The 18,716-nt window shown below is 48.9% G+C and carries 16 protein-coding genes; 7 read left to right on the forward strand and 9 right to left on the reverse strand.

Annotation, left to right across the window (positions count from 1 at the left end; all coding sequences use genetic code 11):
- Positions 1-48: 48 nt before the first annotated feature.
- Positions 49-933: an SMP-30/gluconolactonase/LRE family protein gene (locus HHL17_RS03790; protein WP_169223451.1), complete on the forward strand. Its 885-nt coding sequence runs from the start codon at positions 49-51 to the stop codon at positions 931-933.
- Positions 934-1,068: 135 nt separating this feature from the next.
- Positions 1,069-2,028 carry a hypothetical protein gene (locus HHL17_RS03795; RefSeq protein WP_169223452.1) on the forward strand — a complete coding sequence of 320 codons (960 nt, stop codon included), beginning with the start codon at positions 1,069-1,071 and terminating at the stop codon, positions 2,026-2,028.
- On the opposite strand, the gene HHL17_RS03800 is transcribed toward HHL17_RS03795, so the two are convergent.
- The 7 genes from HHL17_RS03800 to HHL17_RS33815 form a co-directional block, all read right to left on the reverse strand.
- A complete protein-coding gene (locus HHL17_RS03800) occupies positions 1,958-3,544 on the reverse strand; it encodes a class I SAM-dependent methyltransferase (RefSeq protein ID WP_169223453.1) in 1,587 nt (528 codons plus the stop codon). The genes HHL17_RS03795 and HHL17_RS03800 overlap by 71 nt on opposite strands.
- Before the next feature lie 94 nt (positions 3,545-3,638).
- A complete protein-coding gene (locus HHL17_RS03805) occupies positions 3,639-5,054 on the reverse strand; it encodes a nicotinate phosphoribosyltransferase (protein ID WP_169223454.1) in 1,416 nt (471 codons plus the stop codon).
- A gap of 22 nt (positions 5,055-5,076) precedes the next feature.
- Positions 5,077-5,982 (reverse strand): NUDIX domain-containing protein, encoded by a 906-nt coding sequence (locus HHL17_RS03810; RefSeq protein ID WP_169223455.1) that lies wholly within the window; start codon positions 5,980-5,982, stop codon positions 5,077-5,079.
- A 275-nt stretch (positions 5,983-6,257) separates the two neighbouring features.
- Entirely contained in the window at positions 6,258-6,944 is a 687-nt protein-coding gene (locus HHL17_RS03815; protein ID WP_169223456.1) for an NUDIX hydrolase, read from the reverse strand.
- A 12-nt stretch (positions 6,945-6,956) separates the two neighbouring features.
- Positions 6,957-7,364 (reverse strand): hypothetical protein, encoded by a 408-nt coding sequence (locus tag HHL17_RS03820; RefSeq protein WP_169223457.1) that lies wholly within the window; start codon positions 7,362-7,364, stop codon positions 6,957-6,959.
- A gap of 11 nt (positions 7,365-7,375) precedes the next feature.
- Complete coding sequence (locus tag HHL17_RS03825) at positions 7,376-7,771, reverse strand: nuclear transport factor 2 family protein (RefSeq protein WP_169223458.1); 396 nt, start codon at positions 7,769-7,771, stop codon at positions 7,376-7,378.
- Positions 7,772-7,899: 128 nt separating this feature from the next.
- Positions 7,900-9,225, reverse strand: a complete 1,326-nt coding sequence (locus tag HHL17_RS33815; RefSeq protein WP_169223459.1) for a M28 family peptidase — start codon at positions 9,223-9,225, stop codon at positions 7,900-7,902.
- Between the two features lie 199 nt (positions 9,226-9,424).
- Here HHL17_RS33815 and gcvT point away from each other — a divergent pair, with 199 nt between their 5' ends.
- The 3 genes from gcvT (at position 9,425) to HHL17_RS03845 (ending at position 11,917) form a co-directional block, all read left to right on the forward strand.
- Positions 9,425-10,513, forward strand: a complete 1,089-nt coding sequence (gene gcvT / locus HHL17_RS03835) for a glycine cleavage system aminomethyltransferase GcvT (protein ID WP_169223460.1) — start codon at positions 9,425-9,427, stop codon at positions 10,511-10,513.
- 190 nt (positions 10,514-10,703) lie between these two features.
- A complete protein-coding gene (locus HHL17_RS03840) occupies positions 10,704-11,177 on the forward strand; it encodes an SRPBCC family protein (protein ID WP_169223461.1) in 474 nt (157 codons plus the stop codon).
- Between the two features lie 17 nt (positions 11,178-11,194).
- Complete coding sequence (locus HHL17_RS03845; RefSeq protein WP_169223462.1) at positions 11,195-11,917, forward strand: 2-phosphosulfolactate phosphatase; 723 nt, start codon at positions 11,195-11,197, stop codon at positions 11,915-11,917.
- Positions 11,918-12,006: 89 nt separating this feature from the next.
- Here HHL17_RS03845 and HHL17_RS03850 read toward each other — a convergent pair whose 3' ends face one another.
- The gene (locus HHL17_RS03850; protein WP_169223463.1) at positions 12,007-12,387 is read right to left on the reverse strand and encodes a DoxX family protein; all 381 of its coding nucleotides are present in this window, start codon (positions 12,385-12,387) and stop codon (positions 12,007-12,009) included.
- Between the two features lie 85 nt (positions 12,388-12,472).
- Positions 12,473-13,360, reverse strand: a complete 888-nt coding sequence (locus HHL17_RS03855; RefSeq protein ID WP_206155902.1) for a helix-turn-helix domain-containing protein — start codon at positions 13,358-13,360, stop codon at positions 12,473-12,475.
- Positions 13,361-13,556: 196 nt separating this feature from the next.
- On the opposite strand from HHL17_RS03855, the gene HHL17_RS03860 reads away from it, so the two are divergent.
- The gene (locus HHL17_RS03860; protein WP_169223465.1) at positions 13,557-14,351 is read left to right on the forward strand and encodes an MBL fold metallo-hydrolase; all 795 of its coding nucleotides are present in this window, start codon (positions 13,557-13,559) and stop codon (positions 14,349-14,351) included.
- 394 nt (positions 14,352-14,745) lie between these two features.
- The gene (locus HHL17_RS03865; RefSeq protein ID WP_169223466.1) at positions 14,746-18,486 is read left to right on the forward strand and encodes a DEAD/DEAH box helicase; all 3,741 of its coding nucleotides are present in this window, start codon (positions 14,746-14,748) and stop codon (positions 18,484-18,486) included.
- The last annotated feature ends 230 nt before the right edge of the window (positions 18,487-18,716 follow it).

Genomic DNA, 18,716 nt, shown 5'->3' on the forward strand with positions numbered 1-18,716 from the left:
ACTTCCTGTGCAGGATGGGTGTTTATTTTTGTAGCCTAAACTATTCGTATGAAAACAATGCTTCCCCTTTTACTGGCTGGTATGTTAGCCTCAACAACCATTCACGCACAACAGACCATTACCGGCCTGGCTACGCCGGAAAGTGTGGTGGCCTGGAAAGACGGCTATTTTGTATCACAGATCGGCCCTAAGCCGGCTCCCTTTGTCAAAGATGGTGATGGCAGCATTGCTTGGGTAAAATCCGGCAAAGTGCAGTCCCTCCGCTATTTTAATGATACCCTGAATGCCCCCAAGGGGCTTGAAATTATCGGTCATACCCTGTATGTGACTGATATGGACCATCTCAAAGGTTATGATATCGACAGCCGGAAAAAGGTTTTTGATCTTAGTCCGGAAGGTAAAAACCGGCAGCTCAATGACCTTACGGTGGTGCATGACAGCCTGTTGGTGGTCAGTGATTGTTTTACGGGTGATATACTATTGGTGAATCCCCGCACTGCTGAGGTAAAGCTGCTGGGCAATATTGTTGTTGCTAACGGAGTGACATATGATGAAGCTGCTGATCAGTTGTATGTATGTTCCATGGGACCGGAAATGAACGGGACAGGACAGCTGTATCACCGGCGAGTGGATGTTGCCGAAGATGTTTTCCAGCCGGTAAAGAACTCCCCTACCGGTTTGTTTGATGGGATTGTTCAGCTGGATGCCAGCCATCTGCTGTTGTCTGACTGGATAACGGTAAAAGAGCCCAAGGAAGGCCTGTTGCAGGTGTATGACCTGAAGACAGGAACTTCTCACAGCATAAAAGTCATCCACTCCCCTGCCGATATTGCACTCGATAAACGGAACCGTGCTCTTTTGATACCGGTAATGCTGGACGAAAAGCTGGAGATATGGCCGCTGAAGAAGCTGCCATTACTTTCCCGCCAGTAACAACATACGGGAAACCGGGGATGACATTGCCTCCGGTTTCCCTGTTTCGTATAGGCAGAATAGTTGGATTATACCCGGTTGAGTACAATTAGCAGCGCAGGGCCCGTGTTTATTTTTGGAGAACAAATGATGCTCATGAAAAAATCCCTTCCGCTGCTACTGGCTGGTATACTGGCAACCACTGTTTCCTTTGCGCAAAGCACCGGCCTCCGGACTGTTACTGGCCTGCTATCACCCGAAAGTGTGGTGGCCTGGAAAGGTGGTTATTTTGTTTCGCAGATGGGCTACGTCCCGGACCTTGCGGCAAAAGACGGCAATGGTGCCATCGCCTTTGTCAAAGGCCATAAGATAAAGTCACCCCGCTATTTCAACGATACCCTGCACGCTCCTAAAGGCCTTACTATCATTGATCATACGCTGTATGTGACAGATATCGATCATCTCAAAGGATATGATATTAAGAGCCGTAAAAAAGTTTTTGATCTTAATCTGGAAGGCAAAGCCGGTATGCTGAATGACATCACCCCGGCGAATGACAGCCTGCTGGTAATGACAGATTCATTTAAGGGAGATGTGTGGCTGGTAAACTCTCACACCGTTACTATAAAACAACTGGGAAACATTCCTGCTGCCAACGGGGTGCTGTATAATAAATCGACCGACGAATTATACGTATGTTCCATGGGCCCTGGCATGAATGGAAAAGGGCTGCTCTGGCACAGAAAGCTGAATGTTAACGGAGAGGTATTTGAACCGGTAAAGAATTCTCCTACTGGTTTGTTTGACGGGATTGTTCAGTTGGATAGCAACCATCTGTGCGTGTCTGACTGGACAGCGGTGATTGAACTGAAGCATGGACCGAAGCACGGCACGCTGCATGTCTATAACCTGAGCGCAGGGACTGATTTTCCTATTTTGGTAACACACTCCCCCGCTGATATTGCGCTGGACAAGTGGCATCAGCTGCTTATACCGGTAATGCTCGACAATACCTTGCAGATATGGTCACCGGAAGAAACGGAATCTATTTACGTGCCAGTAATAACAGGTGGGAAGCTGGGAACGGCATCGGTTCCGGTTGACCGCTCTCATTGAGGCGGAACAGTTGGGTCTTTCCTTCGAGCCGGTTCTGCACAATCCATTCGTTGCGGTAGGTGTGCGACAGGTTGTCCAGTCGCAGGCCTGCGGCTTCCAGCGCCTGTTTCCAGTCGTTGTAATTCCAGAAGCAGAAAGTCTCATGCATTTCGCTGAGCCAGTTATCGTGGTAATCTTTTTTGAAGAGGAATTCGCAGGCGTCCTGCATGGATAACCTGCAGTAGATAGTGCCGCCGATAGTCACCCAATCATGCGGAAGGCGGTAGCCTTCTTCATGGCGGAAGTCCTGTGCAAAACGCTGGAACAACGCTTTGGTGGACAGTTGTCCGAGCCAGGTGGCCAATGTCTGTGTGGTCGGGTTTTCCGGCATAGGCAGGTCGTTGGTGCCATCTGTTTCGTTTAGCCATAACAGTACGGTCTCCGTCCTGTTTTCCGGCCCTACCACATCACGATTGATCCATACGCCGCCGGGCACCAGTTCCTGGTAACGGTTTTGTATAAACGCCAGCAGGTCTTTTCTGCTGCCGTAGGATTCTATTTCGTGTGTTAAAGAAGAGGTGTGGATGGTGTTCATGCTGCCCGGTTCAAACACGAGGCTGGTCACGGCATTTTTCTGCGCAAAAAATACGGAAGGGTTGGCGAATTCGCCGTTGTGTTTGCGTTGCAGGCAGATATCATAGAGATGGCGCGATACTTCTATGCCATAGAAATCGCATTCATGCAGGCGGTCGTCTTCACAGGCTATTTTAATCCAGGAGCCTGCGGCGCAACCAATATCGCCGATGTTGCCGGGTTGTATATAAGGGGCGGTTTCGCGGTATTTGAGTGCCGCGATATCGTCCATCTGTTTTACATATACGTTGTAATCGCGGGTGGCGGTGAGATCGCCGTCAGCCCCGATGATGGGGTCTTTCAGGATTTGCTGTACTTTCTCTCCTACGCCATACAATGACCAGATTTTAAAAGCTGCCGGATGCACCTGTTCGAGTACCGTGGGGTTCTTGCGCCAGTCGCCGGTTTGTGCGATAAGGTTAACGAGGTCCCATGGCATGGGCTGTGTGAACCGGGTGGTGGCCGGGTCCCATTCTGCGGTAAGGATACGGAATCCTTGTTTCATGTACATCTCACGCACACTGGTAGAGCAGATGACCACCGTGTTTTGCGGCGTAAGATTATGCGCGCCTTCGCTGGAGTGCCGGATGGTTTTGATGGTATATTCCGCAAAGTCGTGAATGACGCCAACGTCATCGATGCCGTACACATAGGCTGGCACATCGAGGGAATTGGAGAATTCCTGTATCACCATAGCGCGCAGGTAGAATGGTACCGGATTGCGTTTGGTGCCCAGATGGTTGGCGGAAGTGACGGCGAAGATGAGCCCTTCGACAGGTGAAGCGGCCAACGGTTGTCCATATACGTCTTTTTCGCCTTCCAGGCTGCATTTGATCAGGCGGTTCAGGTATTTGAACTGAAAGTCGGTCAACAGGTGGTGGCGTCCGGGAATGAGTAAGTACATACGGTGAAGTTAATGGATTTCCGGAAAAAAGCCCGGGGACTGAGTCCCGGGCTATGGAATGGGGTAACCTTTACTGGAGGAAATAAAAATGATGTTATAAAGCGGCTGTTTTACGAACGGTGTCGAAAGACCATGTTTTAGTGACTTCACCATTTTCAAAAACGGTTTCGAGGAGGTCTTCCAGTGCTGGTGCTTCGTCGAGGCCAACGGTTTTGAAGGCGCCGTTTTCTTTCACCAGTTTCAGTTTGCCGGCTTTGGATTTCTTGAAGGAGGTTTGTAATTGGCCGTTGGCGTCCATTTCCACCGGCATTTTCTGTACGTTGATGCCTTTGCCGCTTACTTCTGCATAAGCACATTTCAGGGCAAATTCCTGCGTATCGCGGTTCACGCGCTGGAGGAGCGCACCACCCATGCCCAGCACCAGGTTTTCGGCGCTGATACCGGCTTTTTTCAGTGCTTCGAAGATGCCGGGGATAGAAGAATAACTGATGCCATCGCCCTGAATCACGCGTATCTGTGGGGGTAACACTTTGTATCCTTTTTCATTGACGGTGAAACCGAATTTGTTCATCAGGATATCGAACACCCGCAGCAGGGTTTGTACCGGATCGCCACTGTCGGGGCGGATAACGAGGGTACCCTGACGGCTCAGTATCTGTTCTTTCAGTTCGGTGCCCCAATATTCTTCACAGGCGCGGAAGATGTTGTAGGAGTCAGACACACAGGCGATGGTGCCGGTGGGGAAAGTGTTGAGGATATGTTTGAAAATTTCCAGCTCTCCGGGTTCTCCCAGTAGGGTCACGATGGAGTGTTCCGTAGCGGGGATAGAGAGGCCGGGGGCGGTAGCAGCGTCATAGTAGCGTTTGGCGAAGATAGACCCGGCGATGGTATCGCTGCCGGAGAAGTTCACCAAGTGGGCGCTGCCGCCGATGCCTGCACTTTCCACAGAGCTGGCGCCCCGGAAGCCAAAGTCGTTCAGGACAAAGTCGATGCCTGCGAAGGCCGCAGCGCTGGCGGTATCATCATAATAATGTTTAACGATTTTTTTGATTTCTCTGGACAGGGATGCCACGGTGCAGGGGTACCAAACCTGCATCAACAGGGTTTCGAGGAAGTTGGTCAGCCAGTAGCATTCCGGGTCGGTATTTTCGATGGTCATGAGTACATTTCGTACAGGCACTACCGTTCCTTCGGGAACTGCCTTGATGCGGACGGGTAGTTTACCACCGTGTTTGTTGATGATGTATTCAAAACGGCTGCGGTCAAACACATCATCACGGCCAAATACTTCTTTCAGGGTTACTGCCGCCTCGTCCAGCTTTTCTTTGGTGAAGACGGTGCCCTGGAGGTATTCTTTCAGGAAATACTGTAACCCGTAGAATACTGTTTCATCGAATTTGCCACCGCGGCTTTCCAGGTAAGAGTAGATATGCTGTGTTCCGGGGATGTATAATTTATGGTGGGAATATTTGTAAGCATCGGCCAGGAGGATGAGATTTTCCTTTGTCATAGTGGTAAGTTTTTGCGTCTTCTTATTTAGCGTATTTATCAACCAGTCGTTGAAATAATGGGAGGTGTGTGTCGGCGAGTTCTTGTTTTTTCATTAGTTCCGGTATATCCGTTACCGTTATCCACTTTACATCGGCCAGATCGTCGCCTGCTGTGGGCTCGCCGTAAAGCAGGTCTGTGGCGAACAGGGTGGTGATGATTTTATTTGTTTCGGAGCGGTAGCGCCAGTCGTCTATTTTCACAGAAGCCACATATTCCATAGCGCTTGTTTCGATGCTGCCGCATTCTTCCCGGAGTTCCCTGGCAGCGGCTGTTTCAAAGCTTTCGTCTGTGGTGTCGGAGAACCCACCGGGCAGACGCCAGGTATTTTCGTTGGGCTTGCGGCCTACCAGCAGCTGTTGTTTATTGTTTTTGAACAGGGCGATGTCTACAGTGGCATATACTGCGGGGAACAGGTTATATGTGTTGTAGATGATGCCGGCACGGAACTCTTCGGTGTCAAACACTTTATCGGACAAGGCTTCACGCATGGCGGTGGCGTTGTAGTCTTTCACCGGTGGCAGTGCTTCTGTGGGGTAGCGGCCAGAGTACGTTCCCATGAAGCTGTCGCGGCTGCCGTAGAGCACAAAGGTTTCGTGCGGGAAATTGTTGTGCAGCAGTTCATCCAGTTTTTTGGACCATACGGTATCGTATTTCTGATCGCTCAGGGGGAGAATAATGATTTCGGGGAACTGTTGTTTGATCATGCGCTCGCGGGTGTAGTAGTCGAGCGGATTTTTCCGGCTGCCTTTTACCGGGCTTACGCCGAGGATGATCAGTACACGGTTGTGTTTCATTTTCACCTGCCGGATCAGTTCGAGGTGTCCTTCGTGAAGGGAAGGCGTTTGAAACCGGGCTATAATAACTCCTGTGGGCTTTGTTGTTTGCATATCCGAGCTATTTTGTGTATTTGTTACACAAATGTATAAAGGGAATTGATATCAACAAAATATTTTTTGTAAAAAATACACAAAATATTTTAATCGATTGATTTTCAATTAATTATATTGATAATTGTTTTATTGGTTTTTAGAGACGGCCACTTTTAGAGATAATGTGACCGACTGTTTTATATGATTGACTGCCCTCTCATACCTCGAACATATTGCCATCGATAGTGTCGGCATTTCCCCTTCAAATCAAAAAATCGAAAATCAAGCAATCCCTAAATTTCGAAAGCCATGCCTTCTTTCTTCAGCTTAAAATACTGTTCTTCATTGAAACTGAAAAGTTTGGCGGGACGCCCTTGCGACACTTGTTTTTGTTTTTCGTTATGAGCGATCAGGATGCCGAGATGATTTATTTTTTTCTGGAAGTTCCGGCGGTCGATGGGCCGGTCCAGCAGTGTTTCATATAGTTTTTCCAGGTCGGCGATGGGGAATTTTTTATCCAGCAGTTCAAAGCCGATAGGTTCGTAGCGGATTTTATTACGGAGTCTTTGCACGGCCACATCAATAATAGGGGCGTGATCGAAGGCCAGCGACGGCAGGTCCTTGATATTGAACCAGGAGGCATCTTCCGCGTCTGAGCTGGCGGCCAGTTTGAAGTTGGTAGGGTTTACCAGGCCGAAGTAGGCAACAGACACCACTCTCCCTCTGGGATCGCGGCCCGGCAGGCCGAAGGTGTACAGTTGCTCGAGATAGTTGATATTAACGCCGGCTTCGGTCAGCAGTTCGCGGGTAACGGCCGTTTCCAGGGATTCATCGTCCAGCACAAAGCCACCGGGCAGCGCCCAGCTGTGCAGGTAAGGGTCTATGGTGCGTTTGATCAACAATACCACGATACCTTCCCTGGGGATATATCCAAATACGACCGCGTCTACGGTTAACCTGATGTTCTGTTTTACTGGCAAACTGCTAACGGATTATTTTGCTTTAATATAATTTTCAACCTGGGCGGTGCCCTTGTGTAAATTTACGAATAAAGGATTCTTCACCGGATCGAATACGATGATGGTGTTCATAGACCAGGCATCCTGTGGCGCCGGCATTTCAATCATTACCTCGAGGCCGTTGGCCCGGTGGAACAGCAGGCTGTCTTTACCCGCGATGTGTGGCTTAAAGCCCTGCTGATCAAGGTAGTCGGTGATTTCTTTACGTAACCGCAGTACGGAGTCCATCTCCGGGCTTGCCGCCGGTTTGAATTCCCGGTATACATAGCTTTTTTCGGTGATCACATCGTAGGCATCTTTATTTACCTTGGCATCATTACGGGTAGGGTTACACGCAAAGAGCAGGCAGGAGGCGGTCAGGATGGATAATAATATTTTCATGATATCTGGCTTTAATGTTCGTAGCAGCCGTAATTGCGCTGCCGGTATATTTTTCCTTCGCGGAATTCGATCACCGTACAGATGAAGGCTTTCATCACCTGTCCTCTTCTGTATTTGCCGGCATCCACGCCTATTTCCCCGGTCCATGTAGCTTCTACCACGAGGGTGTTGCCATGCTGGACAGCTTTCAGTACGCTGTAGTGCTGCGATTTCAGGATCAGTTTATTGGTGGCCATACTGTCCAGCATCAATTCAAAATTTCTTTGTTTGACTTCGGCTGATAGCAGGTTTGGATATTCCGTCTGAATAACGCCCGGATGAAAAATATCGGCAAACTCGGCCGGATCTGCTGAAAATTTTTCAAGCAGCTGGAAATACCGGTATACGAGGGCCAGTTTTTCGTCCATTAACAGGGATGCGTTGAATTAATAACAAATAAAGCAGGACGTATGTACGCAATGCAATCCGCGAATTTATAAAATTCGTGTCAATGTAATTCATTCCTGCTCATGGAAAACGCCGGGAAGGGTGGTATTTATTTTCTGGCGGTACCGGAGTTGAACGCCAGTTTTTCCATATTGTCTGTTTTGCCGATGATGTCGTACACCAGTTTGATCACTGTGAGCGTGCCGTCATAGTTGATCTTGTCCGGGTTGTCGTCTGCTTCCGGGATGCCTTTATGGGCGTTGGTGTAGAAGTACAGCACGGGGATATTTTTTTTATAGAAGGAAGCGTGGTCAGAAGTGCCGGTGCTGGAGGAGTCGTAAACTACCCGGGTATCTTTGGCGGCCACACTGCCAATGATTTCAGGCCATCCTGCGGAGGAGCCAATACCTCCGATTTGTACGCCCCTCGAGGCGTCGAGGTCGCCAATGATGTCCATGTTGATCATATAGTTCACCGACATGAGGTCAATGCCTTCGCTGTGGGAAGTAAACCAGGAGGAGCCGGCCAGCCCTTCTTCTTTACCGGAGAAGGCGATGATCACGAAGTTGTGGTTTTTGATCCGGGCGGATTTGAGCATGCGGGCCAGTTCGAGGAGGGCGGCGGTACCGCTGGCATTATCATCGGCGCCATGATAGATCGTGTTATTGGCCCCTTTGCCGAGGTGGTCGTAATGTGCCCCGATGATCACGTTTTTAGGAGCTTGGTTATCGATAAAGCCGATTACATTGGTGCCGGTCACTTTCACTTTTTTGAAAGCTATTTTCATATCGATCTGAAAAGCGTTCGCATCGTCGTTGCCCAGTATTTTGCTGACATCGCTGCTGACCCACACCGCAGGGATGCTGGCAGGGGCCATAGCTTGTTTATGCCAGCCGTTTACTTCCGCCGGCGTTTCCTTGCCATTGTAGAAGATAACAGCCGTGGCGCCGGATTTGGCGGCGATCTGTGTTTGCTGCAGGTATTGTTCCAGTTTGCTTTTATGCGGATCAGCTTCTATCTCCGTGATGTTGATCAGCCAGATATTGTCTGGTTCATTTACAGCGGGGAGTACTTCACCTTTGGCGCTTTTGCCTGCGCTGAAAGGCAGCGCAATGAATTGTTTGCCGGAGACCAGCTTATCATGATTAAGGCTCAGTGTGCAGTTGTCCGGTTCGCGGCTTTCGCGGATGGTGAAGGTCTGCAGGAAACCATTGTCCCCTCTTGGGCTTACGCCTATTTGTTCGAGCTGGGAGGAAAGATAGGCAGCAGCCAGCTGCTCGCCGGGGGCGCCGGTCTGGCGGCCTTCCAGCTTGTCGCTGCAGAGATAAGTGACATGCGTTTGCAGATTGGACAGGGTTTTTCGGTCATTTTTTTTCTGTGCATCTACGAACAAGGTAGTACATACCAATGGTAACAGCCAGGTTATCTTTTTCACGCAATCTTTTTTTGGGTTGCTGCAAAATTACGGAATTACCCCCTGCTAATAGCGCAACAGGGGCAGTTCTTTTTTAAGCTCCTGTTGCATTTCAAGTATGTTTAATATGATGCTTGGTCTGAAAACGGTCATTCGCCGGGAGTGGTTTATCTTTCATAAAAGGCAAATCCCTATTTTTGCCCCGTTTTAAAAACAAAGTATGAAAAACACACCTTTTACACAGAAGCACATAGCATTGGGCGCGAAGATGGCTCCTTTTGCGGGTTACAACATGCCAATCTCCTATACAGGTATCAATGATGAGCACCAGGCGGTACGTACAAATGCCGGTGTGTTTGACGTGAGCCACATGGGTGAGTTTATTTTGAAAGGTGAACATGCGCTGGACCTGATTCAACGGGTTACTACCAACGACGCCTCCAAACTGACTGCCGGCAAAGCCCAGTACAGCTCCCTGCCTAACAACGAAGGCGGCCTGGTAGACGACCTGCTGGTATATTGCATCGAAGAAAACAACGTGTATATGCTGGTGGTGAATGCCAGCAATATCGAAAAAGACTGGAACTGGATCAGCCAGTTCAATACCAAAGGGGTGGAAATGCACGACATTTCCGATAAAACCTGCCTGCTGGCCATCCAGGGCCCTAACGCCACCAGCATCCTGCAGCCTCTGACTGACACTGATATCGTCAACCTGAAATATTACACCTTCGCCAAAGGCGTTTTTGCCGGCGTTCCCAACGTGGTGATCAGCGCTACCGGCTACACCGGTGCGGGTGGTATCGAAATTTATTTCGAAGACAAAGACGGCGCCGCAGAGAAAATCTGGGACGCTATCTTCGCTGCCGGCGGTCCTAAAGGCCTGAAGCCTATCGGCCTGGGCGCCCGCGACACCCTCCGCCTGGAAATGGGCTTCTGCCTGTACGGTAACGACATCGACGACCGCACCTCTCCGATGGAAGCCGGTCTGGGATGGATCACCAAATTCACCAAAGACTTCCCTTCCCGCGCTATTTTCGAAAAACAGAAAGCAGAAGGTATTTCCCAGAAACTGGTTGGCTTTGAAATGATTGACAAAGGCATTGCCCGTCATGACTATGAAATCAAAGATGCTGCCGGCAATGTAATTGGCCGTGTAACCTCCGGTACACAGTCCCCCTCCCTGGGCAAGGCTGTTGGCCTGGGTTATGTGAAAACAACCAATGCAGCACTGGATTCAGAAATATTTATTGCCGTAAGGGACAAAGCCCTGAAAGCAAAAGTGGTGAAAGTGCCTTTCCTTGGCTAGGAATAGCGGGTGAAAGTTATTAACTTCCGCCTCGCAAAGGATTTAAAGAGAGCAAAGAAGCAAAGGAGCGAATAGCAAAATTTGTCCTTCGTTCCTTTGCTCTCTTGTTATAATTGAATACTTTGCTTCTTTGCTCTCTTTGGATTCTTTGGGAGCAACCTTTGCGAGAACTTTATTTATTGCCATATCTATGCCTATCATTCATTTAACTACCGTTATCCATGCACCATTAGAGAGGGTGTATGACCTTAGCCGGAGTATTACCCTGCATAAGCGCAGCATGTCACACATGCAGGAAGAGGCCGTCAAAGGCCGGACCAATGGACTGATCCGGTTGAACGAAACTGTCACCTGGCGCGCCAAACATATAGGCAAAATGCGGGAACTGACCACCAAGGTCACTACCATGACGGAAGGGGAACATTTTACCGATGAAATGACGGAAGGTGATTTCACCCACATGAAACATGAGCACCATTTTAAGGAAATCGGTAACGGCACCGTAATGATTGATATCATGGATTTTGGCACCCCTTACGGTTGGCTCGGGCGGATGTTTGAACGGTTTTATCTCCAAAAATATATGACCCGCCTGCTGAAACTAAGGAATGATGTTATTAAGGACTATGCGGAGAGCGAAAAGTGGAGAGTAGTCCTTGATTAATGCCTAAAAGCAATTGAATGACAACAACCAACAAACCCAGCCTGGAAGTATGTTTATCTCCGGCTTTATTACATCTGTATGATGTGAAAAACAGCATCGTGGTCATCATCGATGTGCTGCGTGCTACCTCTACCATCTGTACCGCCCTCTATAATGGTGCAACAAAAGTAATACCGGTAGCTACTGTAGAAGAATGTGTGAACATCGGCCGTGCTATCGACGGCATCACCGCCGGGGAACGCGATGGCAAAGTAGCTGAAGGACTCGTACATGGCAACTCCCCTTTTGAATATCCCCGGGAGTTCATCGAAAACAAAACACTGGTACTGACCACCACCAACGGAACAAAACTGCTGCATATGGCCAAAGATGCCATCCAGATCGTTACCGGCTCCTTTCCCAATATCAGCGCGGTATGTGACTACCTGATCTCACAGGGACAAAACGTCATCCTGGGCTGCGCCGCCTGGAAAGACCGCGTGAATATGGAAGACACGCTCTTTGCCGGCGCCGTGGTAAGCCGCATCCGTGAACATTTTGACGTTAACTGTGATTCTGCTACTGCCGCTGAAACACTGTACAATACTACGAAAGGAGATATCTATACCTATATGAAACAGGCTTCCCACTACAAACGCCTGGCGAAATACGGACTGGAAAAAGATATTACCTACTGCCTCACCCCTGACGGCGCCAATGTGCTGCCGATATTCAGGAACGGTGAGCTGGTGCCGTTTTAATATTTGATCATTTGGCTATTTGCTTATTGAAGTTTTGCCAGGCAACCTTTTAAATAAGCAAATAGCCAAATGATCAAATGACTAAGTGATTAAGCGGCTAACTGTTTTTTGCCACCTATAATACAAGCTGCAAATACGATCATCATCGACAGCGGAAAGGCTGTATCCGCGAAAGGTGCGCCGGAGCTGACTTTAAACAGGGTGGCTATCACCATGGTGAACAGCAGGGCCACCGCCGCCGGCCGTATAAAAAACCCTGTGATCAGGGCAATGCCACCAACTACTTCCGCCAGCATCGCCATAAATCCCCAGAATACCGGCCATTGACTGATACCGATCATTTTCAGGGTACCTCCCAGAAACGCCCACATAGCAGGGCCTCCCATGATTTTCTGAATACCGAAAATGAGGAATAATACGCCAATACCTATACGTAATACGAGAAATGCGCTTTGTTTGTTGTCTTTCATGTGAGTGTGTTTTAAAAATGAAGACACAAAACTAGCAGGCATCAGCGGGGATGTCCATGGATAAAATAGTGTTTGGCTTGCACATTTATGCCGGCTGGAATGTTTCCCGGAACTGCTGAGGGGATTTGCCTGTATTCTTTTTGAAAAAGCGTGTAAAATAAGCCGGGTCATCGAACCCAATCTGATACCCTACTTCCTTGACAGTCAGTTCATTGAGGAACAATAACCGTTTCGCTTCCAGGAGGATACGCTCTTTAATGAAAGTACCGGCCGTTTTACCGGTCAGCTTTTGTGTGAGCGCATTGAGCTGCCGCGGGGTAACGTACAGCCGGGAGGCATAGTCCTGTACTTCGTGGAGTTCGTGGAAATGCTGGTGCAGCAGCTGTTTGAACTGCAGCAGCTGCGTCTGCGGCTGACCGGGCAACAGGTGCGGCTCTGACAGCTGCCGTCTGCGGATACGCATAATTTCCATCAGCAGCACACGGATATACGAAAAGAGAATGGGCGTGATATCTTCGTCTGTCTGGTCATACTCCTCACGTGCAATGCTCATCAGGTTTTCCAGCCGCGCCAGGTCTGCCGGTTCCAGCGGGATAACCGGGTAAGACTGCATATTATCAAACAGGAAATGCCCCAGCAGTTGACTGTCAGGATCATTGCCGCTGCTGAAAAAAGACGGGTCAAACTTCAGGGAGTAGCCGGTAGTGGCTTCTCTGTCCAGTTGATGCACCTGTTCCGGTGAGAGCAGGAACACCACCGCTCCGTCGAAAGGGTAAGTGTTAAAATCGATATTATGTGTGCCCTTGCTGTTATGCAGCAAAAGGATCTCGTAATAAGTATGCCGGTGGGGATATTGGCGGGGCATGATTTTCCCCGTATCGTCAAAAGCAGCAATCAGTACATGTTTGACCGGTGCGGAAACCGTGGTGGTCACGCCATCGTTGATCCGGTGTTGAGGAATAGCAGGTCGCATGTTCAAATGTACAAGTATTTGTTGAGTATGTCCCTTGAAGGCAGCATGGTGGCGGGTTACTTTTGCTTCTCAAAACAAGCATATCATGGCACAAGACAAATCAAGACGGGAGTGGCTTAAACAAAGCGGACTAGCGGTGGCAGGGTTCCCACTTTTATCGAAAATGCCCTACCTTTCTGAGGACAAACCGAAAGACATGAAACATTATATCTGTGTGACCTGTGGCGTGCAGTATGACGCCACTGCAGAAGAGCCGGCACATTGCCCTATTTGCGAAGATGAGCGTCAGTATGTAAATCCGGCCGGACAAAGCTGGACTACCTTTGATCAGGTACAGAAGAGACATAAAAATATCATAGAGCTGATAGCGCCTAACCTTTATGCCATCTATACCACGCCGGATTTTGGTATCGGGCAGCGGGCCCACCTGCTGGTGACACCCAACGGCAATATCCTGTGGGATTGTGTGGCTCACCTCGACGCCTCTACGATAGATATCATACAGCGGTTGGGCGGTATACGGGCCATTGCGATTTCGCACCCGCATTATTTTTCCACCATTGTAGAATGGAGCCATGCCTTCGGCCGGGTGCCCGTGTATGTGCACAAACTGGATGCCTCCTGGTTGGGGCGGCATGATGAGGTGATCAAACTGTGGGACAGCCAGACACTGGACCTGTGGGATGGTATCAAACTGGTGTTGTGCGGCGGGCATTTCCCCGGAGCGAATGTATTATACAGTCCGGCCGGTAAAGGGTTTCTGTTGGTAGGTGACGTGATCCAGGTGTCTACCGACAGGAAGAGCATGTCATTTATGTATAGCTATCCTAATAATATTCCGTTGTCGGCCGCTGAGGTAAAAGTAATTGAGCATGCGGTAGCGCCTTATGCTTACGATGCCATGTATGGGGCATTTGGAAAATATGTGCGTACGGGTGCGAAGGAGGCCATGGATTTTTCCGTGAAGCGGTATATCCAGCATATCCGTTAAAAATACATGCTGGCCCAGGGCTTTTGGTCCTGGGTATTCGCATTTCCCGCGCCTCGCGCTATGGTGTTAATGGCGGGCCTCGTATTTCATCTATTTAATTTTTTATTGATGTGATCGTAATGAATTGAAAAACAATGGTAAAATAACATCAGTTGAAACGCATTAAAATAATTAAATATTAAAATAATTATATATCAAATAAAGCACTCTCCCCGTGCGCCTCACAGCTAAATTGCCACCACCAAGGGATTGCCGTTTTACCGGCATTTTGCACGCTGTTTATTAAAGATTTCTGCTTACTTTTGTGGATTGCCTTTTTATCAGCGGTTAAAGTTTTTTGATATATTTATTTACCCCTGGCTGTTGATATCAAAAGCAGGCAACAACGAATAGTATGTCGCTGCCCCATTTGCTAAAATATGTTTACAATAACGGCACTGATGAAGTGATCCGCAGGGGGAAGCGTATTTTTTCTACCGGGGGTGTTGAGCTCATTGAAGCTGACCCGGTATTGAAATCAGCTACTTTCCGCGTCAAAAGTGACACGCATGCCAATTATTACCGGGTTTCCATCAATAAATACGGTGAAACCAGCGGTATGTCTATCCGTTGCCAGTGTCCCTATAACCTGGGAGACATCTGCCGGCACGAGGCAGCAGCACTGTTCCAGCTTCAGGAAATGCTGGACAAGAATCATTTCGAAAGCTTTGAAACACATTTTGATCAACAACATACCCTGATCAAAATGAAATCCATCGATATTAAAACGATCAAACTACTGACTTCCCCCAGCATCATCGCGGAAGCGGAAACGATCGTGAAGCAGCACCCGGCCAAAGTTTCATCTGCCAAAGATGAAAAAGTGGAGGCTGTGCTGACGTTGGATAAGAAAGAGTATCCGCTGATCGTCCAGCGCAATGAGGAACGTTTTTTCGATACCCATTGTACCTGCGATGAAACAGCCCATGCGCTCTGTGTGCATAAAACCGCCCTCTTCCTGCAACTGCTGCAGAAGAACGGTCCGTTTTATTTTGATACGCTGCGCAACTGGGACAAGGAGAAAAACAAACTACTCTCTCTCTACGGTTATTCCCTGACAGACGACCTGGATGGAAAATTTGCCTTCTCCTACATGGATGGCAAACCCTTCCTGCGTGTGCTGGACCCTACCATTAAACGGGTCGACGGCGCCACTGCCGGCAGACAGCAGCAGCAGGCGGCTCCCCCACCAGAAGAAACCCTGACGGTGACACAGCGGCTGGCCGCGGTTTTCAACGCCAACGAAACGTTATATCCTTATTTCAAAATAGATATCGTTGCCGGTGAAGTGAACGACGAGCAAACCGCCTTCGTGTCCCTGGCCAGCAAACTTGACCTCACCAAGTACGTTGACTTTTATCAGTACAAGGAGAAAGACCGGGAGCTGATCGCTCCTATCCGTAAACTGCAAGGACCGGAAGTCAGCAAGTTTCTCAGCAAAAACTCGCCATTCGCGGGCATCTGGGAAAACATCACGCATGAAAATGCGGAAGAGCTGCCCACCGAAACCAAAGAACTGATGCTGGAATATCTGCATCCCAAACTGGCCAAACTGTTTCCGCAGCTGGCCGAACACGGGCTGGTATTTTATCTCCCTAACAGGCAGCAGTTCAAAACAAAAAACCTGGAACCCTTACAGATAGGCGCCGACAGGCTGAAACTCATCCTGAAGACCAACAGTGGCAGCTCCCATGTGGAGATCAACTGCTACGTGTCTGTCGAAGGCGAAATGATCGACGTCTCTAAAAACAACTGGGAAAGCCCGCTGCTATTCCTTTACCAGAATACACTGTACCTGTTTGAAAGTCCGCAGGATGCCCTGCATGTGGCGCTCTTTCAGCAGAATGGCGGTAAACTGAAAATTCCTAACAAGGAATGGCCGGTATACCTGAAGGACTACCTGTTGCCATTAAGCCGTCAGTACGATATCCGTTTCGACAAAGAACTCCTCGCCGAGGTAACTGACATCGAACCGGAATGCCGTGTGTACCTGAAAGAACTGGGCGAAACGTTCATCATCCAGCCGGGATTCGCTTACCGCGGACAGGAAGTGGAATGGAATGAAGAAGAGAAAATCACGGTACAGGAAGGCAACAAAGTACTGGTCATCCGCCGTAACAAAGAAGCGGAAGATGCCTTTGTAAGCCGCCTGCGCACGCTGCATACCAATTTCGCACAGAACGACAACCAGCACTATTTCTACCTGCGCGCCAAAGAAGCCCTGAAGAACAACTGGTTCTTCCTTTTCTTCGATGCCCTGAAAGAAATGAATGTGCGCGTTTTCGGTTTCGATAACCTGCGCAACTTCAAATTCAGCTCACATAAGCCGGTCACCAACCTGCAAATCAGCTCCGGCATCGACTGGTTCGATGCACAGATTGAAGTGCTCTATGGCGACCAGAAGGTCAGCATCAAAGACATTAAAAATGCGCTGGCCAACAAACAGAACTATGTGCAGCTGGCAGATGGCTCCCTGGGCCTTCTGCCGGAAGAATGGCTGCGTAAATATTCTCTCCTCTTCAAAGTAGGGGAAGAAAAAGACAAAGGCCTTAAACTCAGCAAATACAACTTCAGCGTAATTGATGAACTGTATGAGTTCATTGACGATGAAGCTGTAGTAATAGAACTGGAACAGAAACGCAAAAAGCTGTTGCAGTTTGACGAGATCCGTAACATCTCCCTGCCCAACAACCTGCAGGCAACGCTGCGCCCCTACCAGGAAAGCGGCTTCCAGTGGCTCAATTATCTCGATGAGATCAAATGGGGTGGCATCCTTGCGGATGACATGGGTCTTGGTAAAACCATCCAGGCGCTTACCTTCCTCCAGTATTACAAAAACAAGAACGGCGGAAAATGTATGGCACTGGTGGTATGCCCTACCACCCTGATCTATAACTGGGAGAACGAGATCCGTAAGTTCACGCCGGAAATCAAGCACCATATCCATCACGGCCCTACCCGTATCAAAGATTCGGAAGAACTGGCCAAGTTTGATGTGATCATCACCACCTACGGTACGCTGCGCAGCGATATCCAGACGTTGATGAAACTGGAGTTTGACTACGTGGTATTGGATGAATCGCAGGCGATCAAAAACCCGCAGTCCAAAGTGACCAAGGCGGCCCAGCTGCTGCAAACCAAGAACAGGCTGGCGCTGAGCGGTACGCCTATGCAGAACAATACTTTCGATATCTATGCGCAGATGAACTTCCTGAACCCGGGTATGCTGGGCAGTGTGGACTTCTTCCGTAACGAGTTTGCCACACCGATAGACAAGTTCCAGGATGAAGAAAGAAAAGAACACCTGCGCAAACTGATTTATCCGTTCATCCTCCGCCGTACCAAAGAGCAGGTGGCGAAAGACCTGCCGGATAAAATCGAGACGGTCATCTTCTGCGAAATGGACCCTGAACAACGTCATATTTATGATGCTTACCGGAACACCTACCGGTCCAAGATCCTGGGCGTCATAGAAGACCAGGGTATGGAACGCTCTCAGCTCACCATCCTGCAAGGCCTGATGAAGCTGCGCCAGATATGTGACTCTCCGGCTATCCTCAACGATACGGAGCAGTATCCCAACCATTCCGTAAAGCTGCATGAGCTGACCCGTGAGATCGCTGAAAATATCGGTAACCACAAGGTGCTGGTGTTTTCCCAGTTCCTCGGTATGCTGGGCCTGATACGGGAAAGGTTGCAGCACATGAAGATTCCTTACGAATACTTCGATGGCAGCACGTCTACCATGGACCGTGAAAAGGCTATCCAGAACTTCCAGCACAACGATGAGTGCCGGGTATTCCTGATATCACTGAAAGCTGGTGGCGTGGGCCTCAACCTGACCGCGGCTGACTATGTGTACATCGTGGACCCCTGGTGGAACCCTGCTGTGGAGCAACAGGCGATAGACCGTACCCACCGTATCGGACAAACGAAAAATATCTTCGCTTACCGTATGATCTGTAAAGACACGGTAGAAGAAAAAATATTACAGTTACAGGAACGTAAAAAATCGCTGGTGAAAGAGATCATCTCCGATGATAGCGGCTTTGTGAAGAAGCTGACCAAAGAAGATGTGTTGTACCTGTTCAGCTAAAGCATTTAAATTTCACGACTGTAAAAATTGATCAGCGCTTCCCACCCGGGAGGCGCTTTTTTTATGTTGATGCCCACCTTTCCATTTTTGAAAAGACCCTTCAGATTCTGCATGGTCCCACGTTGCCATTTTTTTATTTGATCATTTTGATATTTGTTTATTTGATTGATTATTAATTGTTTATGTTAATTTTTTAACTTCTTTTTAATACTGGCATTTGGCTGGTATAC

Origin of the sequence: Chitinophaga fulva (genome assembly GCF_012927205.1) — a bacterium.
Classification (GTDB): domain Bacteria; phylum Bacteroidota; class Bacteroidia; order Chitinophagales; family Chitinophagaceae; genus Chitinophaga; species Chitinophaga fulva.

Coding starts and splice junctions, on each gene's coding strand:
- HHL17_RS03790 (WP_169223451.1), top strand. CDS start 49: ATGAAAACAATGCTTCCCCTTTTACTGGCTGGTATGTTAGCCTCAACA.
- HHL17_RS03795 (WP_169223452.1), top strand. CDS start 1,069: ATGAAAAAATCCCTTCCGCTGCTACTGGCTGGTATACTGGCAACCACT.
- HHL17_RS03800 (WP_169223453.1), bottom strand. CDS start 3,544: ATGTACTTACTCATTCCCGGACGCCACCACCTGTTGACCGACTTTCAG.
- HHL17_RS03805 (WP_169223454.1), bottom strand. CDS start 5,054: ATGACAAAGGAAAATCTCATCCTCCTGGCCGATGCTTACAAATATTCC.
- HHL17_RS03810 (WP_169223455.1), bottom strand. CDS start 5,982: ATGCAAACAACAAAGCCCACAGGAGTTATTATAGCCCGGTTTCAAACG.
- HHL17_RS03820 (WP_169223457.1), bottom strand. CDS start 7,364: ATGAAAATATTATTATCCATCCTGACCGCCTCCTGCCTGCTCTTTGCG.
- HHL17_RS03825 (WP_169223458.1), bottom strand. CDS start 7,771: ATGGACGAAAAACTGGCCCTCGTATACCGGTATTTCCAGCTGCTTGAA.
- gcvT (WP_169223460.1), top strand. CDS start 9,425: ATGAAAAACACACCTTTTACACAGAAGCACATAGCATTGGGCGCGAAG.
- HHL17_RS03840 (WP_169223461.1), top strand. CDS start 10,704: ATGCCTATCATTCATTTAACTACCGTTATCCATGCACCATTAGAGAGG.
- HHL17_RS03845 (WP_169223462.1), top strand. CDS start 11,195: ATGACAACAACCAACAAACCCAGCCTGGAAGTATGTTTATCTCCGGCT.
- HHL17_RS03850 (WP_169223463.1), bottom strand. CDS start 12,387: ATGAAAGACAACAAACAAAGCGCATTTCTCGTATTACGTATAGGTATT.
- HHL17_RS03855 (WP_206155902.1), bottom strand. CDS start 13,360: ATGCGACCTGCTATTCCTCAACACCGGATCAACGATGGCGTGACCACC.
- HHL17_RS03860 (WP_169223465.1), top strand. CDS start 13,557: ATGAAACATTATATCTGTGTGACCTGTGGCGTGCAGTATGACGCCACT.
- HHL17_RS03865 (WP_169223466.1), top strand. CDS start 14,746: ATGTCGCTGCCCCATTTGCTAAAATATGTTTACAATAACGGCACTGAT.